The organism is Streptomyces sp. NBC_00385, assembly GCF_035917155.1.
In the GTDB taxonomy this organism is placed as follows: Bacteria; Actinomycetota; Actinomycetes; order Streptomycetales; family Streptomycetaceae; genus Streptomyces; species Streptomyces poriferorum.
Window position 1 is genome coordinate 1,967,560 of record NZ_CP107951.1, and the last position, 14,778, is coordinate 1,982,337.

Below are 14,778 nucleotides of genomic sequence, written 5' to 3' on the forward strand. Positions count from 1 at the left end.
CGGTGTCCGACCGGCAGGCCGTTGTCCATCCTTCGGGGGCACCCCCTGCGCCCCCGGGACCCACCGGGTTGCCCCGGTACGGTCCCCCCGGTTGTCAGGCCCGGGTGCCCTGGTCACTCACGAGCGTGCCGATCTTCTCACTCTTGACCGCGCGGGCGATATTGCCCGCGGTGGTCAGCTCGAAGACGAGGATCGGCAGCTGGTTGTCGCGGCAGAGCGTGATGGCGGTGGCGTCGGCGACCTTGAGATCGCGGGCGAGCACCTCGCTGTACTCCAGCGCGTCGAACTTCACCGCTCCGGGGTTGGTCTTCGGGTCGGAGTCGTAGACCCCGTCCACGCCGTTCTTCCCCATCAGCAGTGCCTCGGCGTCGATCTCCAGGGCGCGCTGTGCCGCGGTGGTGTCGGTCGAGAAGTACGGCATGCCCATGCCGGCGCCGAAGATGACGACGCGGCCCTTCTCCAGGTGCCGTACGGCGCGCAGCGGAATGTAAGGCTCCGCGACCTGGCCCATGGTGATGGCCGTCTGGACGCGGGAGTCGATGCCCTCCTTCTCCAGGAAGTCCTGCAGAGCGAGGCAGTTCATGACGGTGCCGAGCATGCCCATGTAGTCGGACCGGGCCCGGTCCATGCCGCGCTGCTGGAGCTCGGCACCGCGGAAGAAGTTGCCGCCGCCGATGACGATCGCGATTTCCGCACCGTCGCGGACGACGGCCGCGATCTCGCGGGCGATGGCGTGCACGACGTCGGGGTCGACACCGAGACCCCCGCCGCCGGCGAACGCCTCTCCGGACAGCTTCAGCATGAAGCGTCCGCGCACCTTGCCGTCGTCGCGCTTGTGGTCACCTGTTGCGGCGTCCGCGCCCTTGTTCATGGAGATTCTCCTCGTGCACATACGAAGAAGGCCATTGCCGGTGGGTCTGGTGTCCCTCAGCGGCAATGGCCTCCTCGTCAGATCTGCGGTCGTACGGCGGTGTGCGGCCGTCGACTGCACCAGACCCTATCGGGGTCCACCGTTTTTCGCGGACGGACTCAGATGCCGACCTTGATGCGCGAGAAGCGCTTCAGGGTGACACCGGCCTCGTCCAGGACCTTCTGGACGGACTTCTTGTTGTCCAGCGCGTACGGCTGGCCGAGGAGGGTGGCCTCCTTGAAGAAGCCGTTGACGCGACCCTCGACGATCTTCGGGAGCGCGGCCTCGGGCTTGCCCTCGGCGCGCGTGGTCTCCTCGGCGACGCGGCGCTCGGCCTCGACGACCTCGGCCGGAACGTCCTCGCGGGACAGGTACTTCGGCGCGAAGGCGGCGATGTGCTGGGCAATGCCCTTCGCCAGGTCGGCGTCGGCCTTGTCCAGCTCGACCAGAACACCGATCTGCGGCGGCAGGTCGGGCATGGTGCGGTGCATGTACACCGAGACGAAGGCACCCTGGAACTGCGCGAAGCGGTCCAGGACGATCTTCTCGCCGAGGTTGGCGTTGGCCTCGTCCACGTACGCCTGGACGGTCTTGCCGGGCTCGATCTCGGAGGCGAGGAGCGCCTCGATGTCGGCCGGGGAGGTCGCGGCGACGTGAGCGGCGAGCGTGTTGGCGACGGCCTGGAACTTGTCACCCTTGGCGACGAAGTCGGTCTCGCACTTCAGCTCGAGCAGAACGCCGGACGTCTTGTCCTCGGAGACGACGGAGACGACCGCGCCGTTCTCGGCAGAACGGCCTTCGCGCTTGGCGACGCCCTTCTGGCCCTTGATACGGAGGGCTTCGACGGCTCCGTCGACGTTGCCGTCGGCCTCGTCGAGCGCCTTCTTGCAGTCCATCATGCCGGCGCCGGTGAGCTCACGGAGCTTCTTGACGTCAGCGGCGGTGTAGTTCGCCATGAGTCTGTATTTCTCTCTCGAAGTCTGAAAGATCTACGGGTGAACGGCGGGGGCGGTGCCTGTGGCACCGGCCCCCGCCGTCTTCAGCCGTGACGGGTGTCAGGCCTGCTCGGCGTCCGCGTCCGCGGCCGGAGCCTCGGCGACGGGGGCCTCAGCCGCGGGGGCCTCGGCAGCAGCCTCGGCGGCGGGGGCCTCAGCGGCCTCCGCGTCCGCGACCTTCTCGGTCTCGGCGGAGGTCTGGACCTCGGCGTCAGCCTTCTTGTCGCCCTCGAGCAGGTCGCGCTCCCACTCGGCGAGCGGCTCGCCGGCGGCCTTCTCGCCCGGCTTCGAGTCGCCGGTCGCAGCGCCGGAGCGGGCGATGAGGCCCTCGGCGACGGCGTCGGCGATCACGCGGGTGAGCAGGGTGACGGAGCGGATCGCGTCGTCGTTGCCCGGAATCTTGTAGTCGACCTCGTCGGGGTCGCAGTTGGTGTCGAGGATCGCGACGACCGGGATGTGGAGCTTGCGCGCCTCACCGACGGCGATGTGCTCCTTCTTGGTGTCGACGATCCAGACGGCGCTCGGCACCTTCTGCATCTCGCGGATACCACCGAGGGTCTTCTCCAGCTTGGCCTTCTCGCGGGAGAGAACCAGGAGCTCCTTCTTGGTGAGGCCGGAGGCGGCCACGTCCTCGAAGTCGATGAGCTCGAGCTCCTTCAGACGCTGAAGGCGCTTGTAGACGGTGGAGAAGTTGGTGAGCATGCCACCGAGCCAACGCTGGTTGACGTACGGCATGCCGACGCGCGTCGCCTGCTCGGCGATGGCCTCCTGGGCCTGCTTCTTCGTACCCACGAACATGATGGAGCCGCCGTGGGCGACGGTCTCCTTGACGAACTCGTAGGCGCGGTCGATGTACGACAGCGACTGGAGCAGGTCGATGATGTAGATGCCGTTGCGCTCCGTGAAGATGAAGCGCTTCATCTTCGGGTTCCAACGACGGGTCTGGTGACCGAAGTGGACGCCGCTTTCCAGCAGCTCCCGCATCGTGACGACGGCCATGGCCGTACTCCTTGAGGTGCTCGGTTATCGCGACCGCAGGTTTGCTGTCGCGCCTGACGCCCCGACGCGCCGTGCCACGAAGGACCGAGGAGCGCGGCCACCTCCGCAGAGAAGGAGGTGGCGGGGCGTGCGAAGTCGACCCGGTGACCCGGATCGCCAGAAGAAGTGTACGGGACCCGCCGGGTGCCGGGTGACGGCGCTGTCCACAACCGGCCGGTAGTCCACAGATCCGCTCCATGATCCCCGCGGATCCCCCGGGGCGGGGGACGGTGGGCGGCATGCGATTTGCATCGGAACGTCGTTGTCAGCGGATCCGGCCCGGTCACCGTCCTGCCGTGCGCCCCGGTGCGCCGGACGGCGGGGGCGGGCGGCGAGCAGGCAGACCGGGACAGCGGGCCGCCATTTCCGGATGGCGGGCCGGCCGGGCGGTGGCGGCCGTCTCGGGGCTGCTGCTCGTGGGACTGCTCGCGATGGGGTGCGGCGGGCTGTACGCCCGGGCTGCACAGCGGCCACCGCCGAGCGCGGCGGGGGCCGCGGATGAGGTGGTGTCTCCCGGTGCGGCGGACGGCCGGGCAGCCGTCCCGGTGGATCCGGCCGGTGGGCGGAGCTGGCCGCTGGAGGGGAGACCCCCGGTCGTACGCGGGTGGGAGCCGCCGGCCACCGAGTACGGGCGCGGGCACCGCGGGGTGGACCTCGGCGCCGGCCCCGGCGCGCAGGTGCTCGCGGCCGCGGCGGGCCGGGTGTCCTTCGCGGGTGGCGTGGCGGGGCGCGGAGTGGTCGTGATCGAACTCGCCGGGACGGGCGATCCGCCGCTGCGGACCACCTACGAGCCGGTACGCCCGCTGGTCGCGAAGGGCGACGAGGTCGCGGCGGGACAGGTGGTGGCGGTCATGTCGGCCGGGGCGTCGCATTGCCCTTCCGGCTGTCTGCACTGGGGCCTGCGGCGCGCGGAGGCCTATCTGGACCCGCTGTCGCTGCTGCCGCCGTCCCTGCTGCGGCGCGGGCCCTCGCGGCTGCTGCCGGTGTGGGGCGTACCCGCACCCGGTGCCCCGTAGGCCTTGGCGAGGGCAGAAAGCACCCTGGCCGGTCCTGGTGGCGTGGGCGGTCAGTCCTGGTCGTCGCGGATGCCGCGGACGCCGTTCAGGACCATCGCGACGGCGGTGTCCGCGATCACGGCGGGTTCCTCCGCCACACTCAGTTCGATGCGCCGGACCGCCGCGTCCACGGAGCCCTGGAGCAGCATGGCCGCAAGCCGGGGCTGCTCGTGTCCGAGATCGCCGAGCGCCTCCACGATCATGGTGATCAGGCCGCCGTGCGCCGCCCGGATCTTCTCGCGCGCACCCGCGTCCAGCTCGCTCGCGGAGATCGCGACGACCGCCCGGTGGCGTCGGTCCCCGACGAGGTCGAGCTGGCGCCGGACATACGCCTCGATCTTCTCCTCGGGCGTCCCCGCCCGCTCCATCGCGCTCTCGACCTCCGCCGCCCACACGGGGAAGTCGACGGCGCAGAGCTCCTCGACGACGGCGGCGCGGGAACGGAAGTACTCGTAGACGGAGGACCGTGCGAGGCCCGTGCGTTCGGCGAGGGCGGGGAAGGTCAAGGCCTCCGTGCCTCCCTCGGACAGCAGGGAGCGCGCTGCGTCCAGGAGGGCGCCGCGCTGCATGGTCCGGTGCTCGGCCACGGAGGCCGCTCGAATCCTGGGCACACGACCACTCTACGGCGGCGGGTGTCGGAGAGGGGGCGGGCGGCCCCGATCGTTGGCCGAAGCGCCCCTGCCGGGTCCGTCCGGGGCCCGTTCACGCCTGCCGCGGCCCGCCGGGGGTCTGCCCGGCACCCGTTCGCATCTCCCGGGGCCCGCCCGGAACTGCGTCCGGGGCCTGTCCGGGCCGTCTCAGCGGCCGGCGTCGGCCAGCTTCGCGCGCAGTTGCAGCACCGACTTGGTGTGGATCTGGCTGACCCGGCTCTCGGTGACCCCGAGGACGTTGCCGATCTCGGCGAGGGTGAGGCCTTCGTAGTAGTAGAGCGTCACGACCGTCTTCTCACGGTCCGGGAGGGTGTTGATCGCGCGGGCGAGAAGCCTTCTGAGCTCACGGTCCTCGGCCACTTCCACCGGATTGTCGGCAGCGGTGTCCTCCAGCGTGTCCATCAGGCTCAGCCGGTCACCGCCCTCACCGCCCACATGGAGGAGCTCCTCCAGCGCTACGACGTTGGCGAGCGACAACTGGCTGAAAACCGCGTGCAGTTCCTCAAGCTGGATGCCCATCTCGGCGGCGACCTCCGCCTCCGAGGGCGTGCGTCTGAGCTGTGCCTCCAGGGTGGCGTAGGCGCGCTCCACCGCCCGCGCCTTCTGGCGTACGGAGCGCGGGATCCAGTCCAGCGCCCGCAGTTCGTCGATCATCGCGCCCCGGATGCGGGTGATCGCGTACGTCTCGAACTTGATCGCGCGCTCGATGTCGAACTTCTCGATCGCGTCGATCAGCCCGAAGACGCCCGAGGAGACGAAGTCCGCCTGCTCGACGTTGGACGGCAGGCCCACGCTCACCCGCCCGGCGACGTACTTCACCAGGGGTGAGTAGTGCAGGATCAGCTGTTCCCGCAACCGCCCGTCGCCCGTGGTCTTGTACGAACGCCACAACTCGTCGAGCGAGGAGGGGGCGGGCGGGCGCACAGTGCCACGCGCAGCCGGTGGTACTGCCGCGCGGTCAGACCCGGAGGTGTGCTGGGGCATGTGGTGCCTTGAGCCGTTCTGCCGTGAAGTGCTGGGGGACTTGCGTCTGGGCCGGAATCCTTGTGAGCGTAGCGTGACTGAAGTGTCGCGGTCCGCGCAGGATAAGGGATCGGTGCTGTGGGCTTCCCGGCGAACGGACATGGAGCAGGACGTGGCGGCGGACACGACCGCGCACCTGGGCGAGGACATGACGGGCGTCCGGGGCCACCGCGTCACGCGCCGGCCCCGGGGGCGCCACCGAAGGATCCACCGAGGTCATCGGCATCACCTTTTCACCCGAATGCCCCAGGTCAAGAACCGCCTCGCCGCGCGTCGCCATTGCATGTCGGCCGCTTCGTCAACCTCCATCCGTCGCCTTCGCGTTCGACGAACCCCAGTGAGTGCAGTTCGTACAGCTTGCCGAGTGCCTCGTCCTCGCTCGTCGCCGCCGCACGCGCCACCTCCCGTCCGTTGACGGAGCCGTGGGCCGGCAGCGCGTCAAGCACCCTGCCGCAGACGGGATCCAGGTAGTCGCGGGGCAGCATCGGGCCGTGCCTCTGCGGAGCCAGGTCCCCGATGTCACCCACCATCTCCGCGACTTCCGCGGCGTCCGTCACCAGCACGCCCTCGCCTCGCAGGAGTTCATGGACACCTGCCGACAGGCCGCTGGTGGCGGGGCCCGGTACTCCCATGGTGTGACGGCCGAGCCGTTGTGCGCACCGGGCCGTGACCAGTGAGCCGCTGCGGTACTCGGCCTCGACGACGACCGTGCCCCGCGTCAACGCGGCGATCACCCGGTTCCGAAGGATGAATCTGCTGCGGGTGGGGTGATCGGCGGGTGGCAGTTCACCGAGGACGAGCCCTTGTTCGACGATGCGTCCGATCAGTTCGGCATGGCCGCGGGGGTAGGCGACGTCCACCCCGCAGGCCAGAACCGCCATCGTCGCGCCGCCGGCTGCCAGGGCGCCCCGGTGAGCCGCCCCGTCGACCCCGAAGGCCGCGCCCGAGACGACCACCCATCCCCGTTCCGCCAGGCCCGCGCCGAGAGTCGTCGCCATGTGGGCCCCGTACGGGGTGCAGGCCCGCGCCCCGACCACGGCGACCGAGCGCAGCGCCCAGAGCCGCAGGTCGGGCCTCCCCCGCACCCAGAGTCCCGTCGGCCGGGCGTCGCCCAGGTCGTCCAGCTGGCTCGGCCACTCCCGGTCTCCGGGGCAGACGAAGCGCCCGCCGGCCGAGGCCGCCGCCGCCAGGTCCCGCTCGGGCTCGACGGCCCGGGCCCGCAGCCGGTAACCGGCCAGCCGGCTCGCCGTCATCCCGCTCAGCTGTTCGGCCGAACCGTCCGGGGTGGTGATCCGCCGCATCAGCTCCGTGCCACCGCATTCCCGCAGCCAGCGCCCACCGCGCACGTCCCCCGGCTCCAGCACCCGGGTCAGCGCCGCCCGGGCCAGCCGCTCCCCGTCGCTCACCCCGTCGCGGGCACGCGTGCAGCCGGGCATCCGCCGGTCATCGGCCGCCCGCCCCCGCGGCTCGCCCGACCGGCCCGCTCCCCCTGCGGCGTCCGGGCAGCCCGCTGTCCCCTGTCCGGTCATGACGCCCCCGCACCCATCGGGGCCCCGCGCGGAATCCCGGTACGCAGCTCCAGGGCCACCCCGATGTCCGAGGCGTCCGGGCGGTCGGCTCCGCGCAGATCCGCGACGGTCCAGGCCACCCGCAGCACCCGGTCGAGACCGCGCGCCGTGAGCATGCCCCGCTCCATGTCCCGCTCGGCCGCCATCAGCGCGCCCGGTGCCGCGGCCAGCCGGGTCCGCAGCTCATGCCCCGGCACCTCACTGTTCGTGGTCCACGGGGTCCCGGCCAGCCGTTCCGCGGCCCGCGCCCGGGCCCTGAGCACCCGGGCGGCGACCGTCTCCGTCGACTCGCCCCGGCCGCCGCGGCCCATCAGGTCCTCGCGCCTGACGGGGTCGACGGTCACCCGCAGGTCCACCCGGTCGAGCAGCGGACCGGAAAGCCTGGCCTGGTACCGGCGGACCGCCGAGGGCGGGCATTCGCACCCGGCCCCGCTCAGGGTGTGCCGCCCGCACGGGCAGGGGTTCGCTGCGAGCATCATCAGGAACCGGGCCGGCAGCCGCACCACACCGGCGCTGCGGGCGACCACCACATGCCCCGACTCCAGCGGCTGGCGCAGCGCGTCCAGTGCCTTCACCGAGAACTCCGGCGCCTCGTCAAGAAAGAGAATCCCGCGATGCGCCAGCGAGACCGCGCCGGGCCGCGGCAGCCCGTTACCCCCGCCGACCAGCGACTGCATGGTCGCCGAGTGGTGCGGGGCGCAGTAGGGCGGGCGGGAGACGAGCGGTTCGCCCGGCGGCAGGATGCCGGCCACCGAATGCACCGCGGTCACCTCCAGGGATTCCTGCCTGGTCAGCGGCGGCAGGATGGCCGGCAGCCGCTCGGCCAGCATGGTCTTGCCCGCGCCTGGCGGTCCTTTCAGCAGGAGGTGGTGTCCGCCCGCCGCGGCGACCTCCAGGGCCATCCGCGGCCGCTCCTGACCCGCGACGTCCGCCAGATCCGGCCGGCTGCCCTCGCCCTGCGCCGAGCCCCGGGCGATCCCCGTTCCCATACCGGCACCCGGCACCATCAGACCGGCCAGCATCGTGTCGGGCCGGCCCTCGTCGTGGGCCGCCGTCTCCTCGGGCACCTCCTCGTCGCAGAGCACGGCGATCAGCTGCCGCAGGCTCCGGACACCGAGCACCGAGACCCCGGGGACCAGGGCGGCCTCGCCCGCGGTCTGCTCGGGCACGACCACGTGCCGGTACCCGGCCTCCGCCGCGGCCAGGACCGCGGGAAGCACCCCGCGCACCGGCCGCACCCTGCCGTCCAGCCCCAGCTCCCCGATCATCACCACGTCCGCGATCGACGCGGGATCGATCCGCTCGGCGGCCCCGAGCACCGCGCACGCGACTGCGAGATCGAACCCCGAACCTCCCTTGGGTACCGAGGCCGGCGAGAGTCCCACCGTGAGCTTCTTCTGCGGCCACTCCGCCCCGGAATTGACCACGGCCGCCCTGACCCGGTCCCGGCTCTCCACCAGGCTCTTGTCCGGCAGCCCCACCAGGGTGAACGCGGCGACCCCCGCCTCCAGGTCCGCCTGGACCTCCACCACCACGCCCTCGACACCGACGAGGGCGACCGAGCAGGCTCGCGCGAACGCCATCAGGCCACCCCCCGCGCATGCTCGGCCAGGGGCGCACCGCGCCTGGGCAGCACCACACCGACCAGGTCGATCCGCACCCCGCCGGGCGGCGGGCCGCCGCGCCGGGCCAGCCAGATCCCGGCCAGCCGCCGCAGGCGTTCCGCCTTGACCGGTGTGACCGCGGCCATCGGGTGCTCGAAGGCTCCCACCCTGCGGGTCTTCACCTCGCAGATGACGAGCGCGTCACCGTCCTTCGCGACGATGTCGATCTCACCGGCGCGACAGCGCCAGTTCCGTTCCAGTACGGACATGCCGGCATCGGTCAGCAGCCGTGCCGCCACATCCTCGCCGTACCGCCCGAGTGCCCCCCGTGCGTTCATATCGGCACCACCTCCGGCACCGACTCTGACGCGTCCGCCCCCAACTATTGGATCTTGGTGGACAACTCGGCCGTTGTGGAGAACTCAGCCACCCGGAAGCTCGAGATCGCTCTTGTTGAGCTCCTCGATGTTGACGTCCTTGAACGTCAGGACCCGTACCTGCTTGACGAAACGTGCGGGCCGGTACATGTCCCAGACCCAGGCGTCCGCCATGGACACCTCGAAGAACACCTCGCCCTGGACCGAGTGCACCTGCATCTCGTAGTCGTTGGTGAGGTAGAAGCGCCGTTCGGTCTCGATCACATATTTGAACAGACCGACGACATCGCGGTACTCCCGGTAGAGCTTCAGCTCCATCTCGGTCTCGTACTTCTCGAGGTCCTCGGCGCTCATTGGCATGTTCCCCTTCAGCCGTGCGTTCCCCCATTGTGCGCCAGGGCCCGGCGCCCCCGGTCGCTCAGGCGATTTCGGGGGCGAGAACCAGCGGCGTACGCGGAGGACCCTCGTCGAGCAGCGTGCGCAGCAGCTCGGCGAGTCTGGTCGGGTACACCGTCTCACGCGCCGCCGACAGTTCGGCGGAGGTCCACCACCTCAGACCCGCGACACTGCGGCGTTCCAGCCCGGTCTGCCCGCTGGTGTCCGTCGCGGTCTGTGTCGTGCGGGCCAGGAAATACCACTCGTCCTGCTCCCAGCGCCGTCCGTCGAACGGGAAGGAGCACATCCGCTGCCAGAGCAGCGGGCCCAGCTCGACGTCGGTGATCCCGGTTTCCTCGGCCAGTTCGCGCAGGGCGGCCTGCTCGCGGGTCTCGTCGCCTTCGAGGCCGCCGCCCGGGGTGAACCACCACGTACTCTCCGGATCCTCCGGTTCGAACCCGTGCATCAGCAGAACGCGGTCCTCCGGATCAAGGAGCACCAGACGGGCGACCTTGCGCGCCTCAGCGGGCACCTGCGGTCACCGTCTCCCGCTTGTTCCGCTTCGACCGGGCGGACCGCGCCGCGACCGGCCCGTACACGGCACCGCCGAGGATGAGCACCACGCCCCCGGCCATGGCCCCGAGCTGAAGCTTCAGGGGCCCCTGGGTGGACACTCCGCCTGGCAGCGCGGCAAAGGCCTGCGGCCGCCCGATCATGCCGCCCAGCGGCCAGGCGACGGCGTCCACCCGGGCCTGTACGGCGCTGCGCGGCACCGCACCGTGGTCGCCCTCCTGGAGGTGGACCCGGGAATCCAGCGAGGACCTGCGGTCGTCACCCAGGAGGAAGAGCTTGCCCTTCGGCACCTCGGCCGTGAAGTCGTTTCCCGAGGCGGGTTCACCGGCCTGAAGATACGGTTCCGCGACGGGTATGCCGTTGACCGTGAGCCGGCCGTCCTTCTCACAGCAGGCGATCTTGTCGCCGCCGATGCCGACGACCCGCTTCACCATCGGCATGGCACCCCACGCCTCGTCGGTGAACACCACCACGTCGCCCCGGCGCACCTCGCCGCCGTCCACCCGCTGTGCGAGGACCCGGTCGCCGGCGTTCACCGTCGGGGTCATCGACTCGGTCGGCACCGTGTACGGCCGGTACACCACGGCCGCCCAGGCGAAGCCGCCGAGGAAGAGCACACAGCCGACGGCCACGGCCAGCCCCGACAGTTTGCTGCCGAGCCGGCCGCGGCCGTCTCCTGTACGTCCTGTTGCACTCATCGCAGCGTCCCCCATCGGAGATCGACAATCGCTGATCCGAGTCGGCACCCTACCCGGCGGTACGCCCGCCGGTCAGCCTCCTGGGGCGCCACAGTACGAGAGGCAGCGCACCCGCGAGGCCGAGCGCCCCGGGGGCCAGGCCCGCCGCCGCGCCGATCCCCGACTGGTCGAAGGTGTCCGGTACCGACAGCATCGCCCAGCGGTCGACCGGCCACGCCACCACCACGGCCCGCCCCACCACGTCGTCGACGGGGACGAAGCCCTTGGTCACGTCATCGGTGTGATAGCGCGAGTCCGAGGAGTCCTGCCGGTGGTCGCCCATGACCCAGATCTTTCCCTCGGGCACGGTGAACGGACCGAACGGCTTGTCGTCGCACGCCGAATTCCCCGGGAAGATGTACGGCTCGTCGAGTGCCTTCCCGTTGACCTCGACCGGGCCGCCCTTCGCGCACTCCACGGTGTCGCCGCCCACCGCGATCGTCCGCTTGATCAGGTCCTTCTCCTCGGCCGACGGCATCAGGCCGATGAAGCTCAGGAAGTCCTGCACCACGTTCGACTCGGGTGTGGGCTCCCCGGCCAGCCAAGCGGCCGGGTCGTGGAAGACGACCACCTCGCCGCGCTCGGGCTCCGAGCCGAACCACGGCGTCAGCTTGTCCACCAGCACCCGGTCGCCCCGCTGCAAGGTGTCCTGCATCGAGTCCGACGGAATCGAGAACGCCTGCACCAGGAAGGTCTTGATCAGCAAAGCGAGAACCAGCGCGACGACGATCAACAGCGGCAGCTCCTTCCAGAAGGGCCGCTGCTTCCGCGTCTTCCCGCCACCGCCGTCCGTCGCGGTCGTGTCCGCGGGAGCGTCCGGTCCCAGTGGCCCGTCCAGCGTGCCGGCGACGGTATCGGCGGGCTGACCGGGCCCGTCAGACGACTCCGCGGGCTCTTCATGTCCAGGTCGTGCACCGGCAGCCATGTCCGTCACGTTCCTACCTCACTCTGCGGCCTTCGCCTGCTCCAGGACCTGTTCGTACAGGCCCACTGCTTCGGACAACGAACGGGAGTTCCGCAGCCACGTCGTCACCCGGCCGTCCCGCCGACCGCTTCGGGGGAGCCCCGGGCCGCCCACGAAAAGGACCGCCTCCGGTTGCTCATCGAGTAACCGGAGGGCGGTCCGTCCGTGCCACATCCCAGCGGGGTGTCTCAGCTCGCCTGTGCGGTGAACCGACACGAGTCAGCCGGTCACGACGAGCTGCCGTGCACCTCTGCCGCCCGGAATCGCGCATCGGCCCGTCGACGCCGCCAGAACACGAACGGCACAGCTCCGGCGATGCCGATCGCACCGGGCGCCACGGACATCGCGGCGTTCAGACCCGGCTGGTCGAAGGTCTTCGGGATGGGCAGAGTCGCCCAGCGGTTCACCGGCCACGCGATGACGACGGCCCGGCCGACCACCTCGTCGGTGGAGACGGTGCCGCCGCCCGGCAGCTCCTGGTGGTAACGCGAGTCGAGGGAGTTCTGGCGGTGGTCGCCCATGACCCAGATGCGGTCCTTGGGGATCTTGATCGGTCCGAACGGCTCGTCGTTGCAGGGAGTGTTGCCCTCGAAGATGAACGACTTGTCGTCCAGCGCCTTGCCGTTGACCGTGACAGGCCCGTTCTTCTTGCACTCCACCGTGTCACCGCCGACCGCGATGACGCGCTTGATCAGGTCCTTCTCCTCGGCCGACGGCATCAGGCCGATGAAGCTGAGGAACTTCTGCACCACGTTCGGGTCGGGTGCGGCGGTGTCCTCCAGCCAGCCGCCCGGGTCGTGGAAGACGACCACTTCACCGCGCTCCGGCTCCGAGCCGAACCACGGCGTCAGCTTGTCCACCAGCACCCGGTCGCCCCGCTGCAGCGTGTTCTGCATCGAGTCCGACGGGATCGAGAACGCCTGCACCAGGAAAGTCTTGATCAGCAGCGCGAGGATGAGCGCGATGCCGATGAGAAGGGGCAGTTCCTTCCAGAAGGAGCGGGGCTTCTTCTGCGCCGTGCTGCCGCTGCCCGGGGAGCTGCCGTCACTCTCCGCCGGGTCCGCCGTCGTCCCGGCGGACTCGGCGTTCTCCGGATTGCCCGGCCGGTCCTCGGGCTCGTCGTGTCCGGATCGCGCGCCGACCGCCAAATCCCCCACATCCACTCCTTATTCCGTGCCGCCGCCTGCGCCCTAGCCGGTGCAGGCCCACCACTCCCATAACGAGCGGGAGTTCCGCAGGGGTCGGGAGCCGGATCAATCCGTTGGGATCCGGGGACACACTATTCGACGGCCGGGTGGCAGCAGCCGTCCCGGCGCGCGCGTCCGGAACCGAGGAGAACGCCGAACGTTCCTCCAGCTGGCGCCAGTGCCCCAGGGGCCAGGCGATCACCACGGCACGCCCCACCACGGCATCCTCGGAAACCGTGCCGTGACCCGTCTTGTCCAAGTGGAAACGCGAATCGGCGGAATTGGAGCGATGGTCCCCCATCACGAAGATTCTCCCGGCTGGAACCTTTACCTCGAATTTGATCGTGGAGGGCGAATCTCCGGGGTAGATGTAGGGCTCGTCGACCGCCACCCCGTTCACGATGAGCCTGCCGTCCTGCTCGCAGCACTTCACCGTGTCGCCACCCACGGCGACCACCCGCTTGATCAGGTCCTGCTCGTCGTCGGACGGCAGCAGACCGATGAAGGTCAGCACCTCCTTCACCTGCTTGATGACGACCGGGGACTCCTTGGACTCCCCCACCGGGTTCGGCGGCGGCCAGTCGGAGGGGTTTTTGAACACGACGACGTCGCCGCGCTCCGGCTTCGACCCGAACCAGGGCGTCAGCTTGTCCACGAGGACCCTGTCACCGATCCGGATGGTCTGTTCCATCGACCCCGACGGAATCACGAAGGCCTGCACCAGAAACGTCTTGAGGACCAGGGCGATCAGCAGGGCCACGGTAATGAGGAGGGGTATCTCCTTCACCGCCGACCTGCGCCGCTTCCGCTTCACCTTGCGGGCCAGCTTGCGCCGCTCCGCGCGGGTGGGCAGCGAGCGCGCGGCTGTCGGCCGGGTGCCGGTGGGCAGCGGGATCTCCGGATCCGCGGCGCCGTGCCTCCGCCCGCGGTTACCCATGCGCCGGACCGGGAGCGGGTATGCCGTCGAACGCCGCGGTGTCGGGAACGGCCCCCAGCCGGCCCAGCGGCCAGCCGAGCCAGTCGGCCCTGCCGATCACCTTGTCGACGGGCACCATGCCGCCGCCCGGTTCGCCCAGGTGGTCGCGGGAGTCGCGGGAGTTGCTCCGGTGGTCGCCCATCATCCAGAGCGTGCCGTCGGGCACGACGATGTCGAAGGGCGCCCGGGACGGCGCGTCCCCCGCGAACAGGTAGTCCTCGTTCACCGGCCGGCCGTTCACCTCGACCCGCCCGCGTTTGTCGCAGCAGACCACCCGGTCACCCCCCACGCCCACCACCCGTTTCACGAAGTCGGTCTCGGCGGGCTCCGCGAGCCCCAGGGAAGCCGCCGCGCCGTGCAGCAGCCCGGTCACAGGGTTCTCCGGCGGCGTCTCCTGGACGAAGGATCCAGTGCCGTCAAAGACCACCACGTCGCCGCGCTGGGGTACGGAGCCGAAACGGTACGCCAGTTTGTTGACGAGCACCCGGTCCCCGATCTGCAAAGTGGACTCCATCGAGCCACTGGGGATCAGGAAGGGCTGCACCACGAAGGTGCTGAAGAGCAGCACGCCGACCGAACAGACGGCCCCGAGCGCGAGGGTGCGCCGCCACGACACCGTGGCGGCGCAACGGTTCGTGATACGCGAGAAGCGCGACCCCTCCTCCGATCCCGTAGTGGGTGCGGAGGAGCGGTCGCGCTCCAGGTGCTCTGCTTCCGTGTCCATCGGGGCCAGAGCTTATCCGGCC

At 70.6% G+C, this 14,778-nt stretch carries 16 protein-coding genes; 1 reads left to right on the forward strand and 15 read right to left on the reverse strand.

Features of this window, described 5'->3' with window-relative positions:
- Nucleotides 1–94: 94 nt before the first annotated feature.
- The 3 genes from pyrH to rpsB form a co-directional block, all read right to left on the reverse strand.
- The gene (gene pyrH / locus OG959_RS08480) at nucleotides 95–871 is read right to left on the reverse strand and encodes a UMP kinase (RefSeq protein WP_148021169.1); all 777 of its coding nucleotides are present in this window, start codon (nucleotides 869–871) and stop codon (nucleotides 95–97) included.
- Nucleotides 872–1,029: 158 nt separating this feature from the next.
- Nucleotides 1,030–1,866, reverse strand: a complete 837-nt coding sequence (tsf, locus tag OG959_RS08485) for a translation elongation factor Ts (RefSeq protein WP_148021168.1) — start codon at nucleotides 1,864–1,866, stop codon at nucleotides 1,030–1,032.
- A 99-nt stretch (nucleotides 1,867–1,965) separates the two neighbouring features.
- Nucleotides 1,966–2,904 carry a 30S ribosomal protein S2 gene (gene rpsB / locus OG959_RS08490; RefSeq protein ID WP_326657609.1) on the reverse strand — a complete coding sequence of 313 codons (939 nt, stop codon included), beginning with the start codon at nucleotides 2,902–2,904 and terminating at the stop codon, nucleotides 1,966–1,968.
- 335 nt (nucleotides 2,905–3,239) lie between these two features.
- Here rpsB and OG959_RS08495 point away from each other — a divergent pair, with 335 nt between their 5' ends.
- Complete coding sequence (locus OG959_RS08495; RefSeq protein ID WP_326657610.1) at nucleotides 3,240–3,959, forward strand: peptidoglycan DD-metalloendopeptidase family protein; 720 nt, start codon at nucleotides 3,240–3,242, stop codon at nucleotides 3,957–3,959.
- Nucleotides 3,960–4,009: 50 nt separating this feature from the next.
- Here the strand turns inward: OG959_RS08495 and OG959_RS08500 are convergent, their stop codons facing one another.
- The 12 genes from OG959_RS08500 to lepB (OG959_RS08555) all read right to left on the reverse strand — a co-directional run bounded on the left by OG959_RS08500 (nucleotide 4,010) and on the right by lepB (OG959_RS08555) (nucleotide 14,756).
- A complete protein-coding gene (locus OG959_RS08500) occupies nucleotides 4,010–4,585 on the reverse strand; it encodes a TetR/AcrR family transcriptional regulator (RefSeq protein ID WP_326666280.1) in 576 nt (191 codons plus the stop codon).
- A 210-nt stretch (nucleotides 4,586–4,795) separates the two neighbouring features.
- On the reverse strand, nucleotides 4,796–5,632 hold the full coding sequence (gene whiG, locus OG959_RS08505; RefSeq protein WP_148021166.1) for an RNA polymerase sigma factor WhiG: 837 nt from the start codon (nucleotides 5,630–5,632) through the stop codon (nucleotides 4,796–4,798).
- 290 nt (nucleotides 5,633–5,922) lie between these two features.
- Entirely contained in the window at nucleotides 5,923–7,107 is a 1,185-nt protein-coding gene (gene dprA / locus OG959_RS08510) for a DNA-processing protein DprA (protein ID WP_326666281.1), read from the reverse strand.
- An 89-nt stretch (nucleotides 7,108–7,196) separates the two neighbouring features.
- Complete coding sequence (locus OG959_RS08515) at nucleotides 7,197–8,822, reverse strand: YifB family Mg chelatase-like AAA ATPase (RefSeq protein ID WP_326657612.1); 1,626 nt, start codon at nucleotides 8,820–8,822, stop codon at nucleotides 7,197–7,199.
- Nucleotides 8,822–9,181, reverse strand: coding sequence for a YraN family protein (locus OG959_RS08520; protein WP_326657613.1), 360 nt, complete (start codon nucleotides 9,179–9,181; stop codon nucleotides 8,822–8,824). The genes OG959_RS08515 and OG959_RS08520 overlap by 1 nt, the downstream gene beginning before the upstream one ends.
- 84 nt (nucleotides 9,182–9,265) lie before the next feature.
- Nucleotides 9,266–9,574, reverse strand: a complete 309-nt coding sequence (locus OG959_RS08525) for a DUF2469 domain-containing protein (protein WP_003965949.1) — start codon at nucleotides 9,572–9,574, stop codon at nucleotides 9,266–9,268.
- A gap of 64 nt (nucleotides 9,575–9,638) precedes the next feature.
- Nucleotides 9,639–10,127 (reverse strand): NUDIX hydrolase, encoded by a 489-nt coding sequence (locus tag OG959_RS08530; protein WP_326657614.1) that lies wholly within the window; start codon nucleotides 10,125–10,127, stop codon nucleotides 9,639–9,641.
- Nucleotides 10,117–10,866 carry a signal peptidase I gene (gene lepB / locus OG959_RS08535; protein ID WP_326657615.1) on the reverse strand — a complete coding sequence of 250 codons (750 nt, stop codon included), beginning with the start codon at nucleotides 10,864–10,866 and terminating at the stop codon, nucleotides 10,117–10,119. Before lepB (OG959_RS08535) ends, OG959_RS08530 begins: the two co-directional genes overlap by 11 nt.
- 49 nt (nucleotides 10,867–10,915) lie before the next feature.
- A complete protein-coding gene (gene lepB / locus OG959_RS08540; RefSeq protein ID WP_326657616.1) occupies nucleotides 10,916–11,830 on the reverse strand; it encodes a signal peptidase I in 915 nt (304 codons plus the stop codon).
- Nucleotides 11,831–12,096: 266 nt separating this feature from the next.
- The gene (gene lepB / locus OG959_RS08545) at nucleotides 12,097–13,017 is read right to left on the reverse strand and encodes a signal peptidase I (RefSeq protein ID WP_326666282.1); all 921 of its coding nucleotides are present in this window, start codon (nucleotides 13,015–13,017) and stop codon (nucleotides 12,097–12,099) included.
- The gene (gene lepB / locus OG959_RS08550) at nucleotides 12,914–13,993 is read right to left on the reverse strand and encodes a signal peptidase I (RefSeq protein WP_326657617.1); all 1,080 of its coding nucleotides are present in this window, start codon (nucleotides 13,991–13,993) and stop codon (nucleotides 12,914–12,916) included. Before lepB (OG959_RS08550) ends, lepB (OG959_RS08545) begins: the two co-directional genes overlap by 104 nt.
- Nucleotides 13,986–14,756, reverse strand: coding sequence for a signal peptidase I (gene lepB / locus OG959_RS08555; protein ID WP_326657618.1), 771 nt, complete (start codon nucleotides 14,754–14,756; stop codon nucleotides 13,986–13,988). The genes lepB (OG959_RS08550) and lepB (OG959_RS08555) overlap by 8 nt, the downstream gene beginning before the upstream one ends.
- Nucleotides 14,757–14,778: the final 22 nt, after the last annotated feature.

Bases quoted from the DNA above. Each gene is read 5' to 3' on its own strand.
- lepB (WP_326657616.1), bottom strand. From the start codon at position 11,830: ATGGCTGCCGGTGCACGACCTGGACATGAAGAGCCCGCGGAGTCGTCT.
- pyrH (WP_148021169.1), bottom strand. From the start codon at position 871: ATGAACAAGGGCGCGGACGCCGCAACAGGTGACCACAAGCGCGACGAC.
- tsf (WP_148021168.1), bottom strand. From the start codon at position 1,866: ATGGCGAACTACACCGCCGCTGACGTCAAGAAGCTCCGTGAGCTCACC.
- whiG (WP_148021166.1), bottom strand. From the start codon at position 5,632: ATGCCCCAGCACACCTCCGGGTCTGACCGCGCGGCAGTACCACCGGCT.
- OG959_RS08520 (WP_326657613.1), bottom strand. From the start codon at position 9,181: ATGAACGCACGGGGGGCACTCGGGCGGTACGGCGAGGATGTGGCGGCA.
- lepB (WP_326657617.1), bottom strand. From the start codon at position 13,993: ATGGGTAACCGCGGGCGGAGGCACGGCGCCGCGGATCCGGAGATCCCG.
- dprA (WP_326666281.1), bottom strand. From the start codon at position 7,107: ATGCCCGGCTGCACGCGTGCCCGCGACGGGGTGAGCGACGGGGAGCGG.
- rpsB (WP_326657609.1), bottom strand. From the start codon at position 2,904: ATGGCCGTCGTCACGATGCGGGAGCTGCTGGAAAGCGGCGTCCACTTC.
- OG959_RS08515 (WP_326657612.1), bottom strand. From the start codon at position 8,822: ATGGCGTTCGCGCGAGCCTGCTCGGTCGCCCTCGTCGGTGTCGAGGGC.
- OG959_RS08525 (WP_003965949.1), bottom strand. From the start codon at position 9,574: ATGAGCGCCGAGGACCTCGAGAAGTACGAGACCGAGATGGAGCTGAAG.
- lepB (WP_326657615.1), bottom strand. From the start codon at position 10,866: ATGAGTGCAACAGGACGTACAGGAGACGGCCGCGGCCGGCTCGGCAGC.
- lepB (WP_326657618.1), bottom strand. From the start codon at position 14,756: ATGGACACGGAAGCAGAGCACCTGGAGCGCGACCGCTCCTCCGCACCC.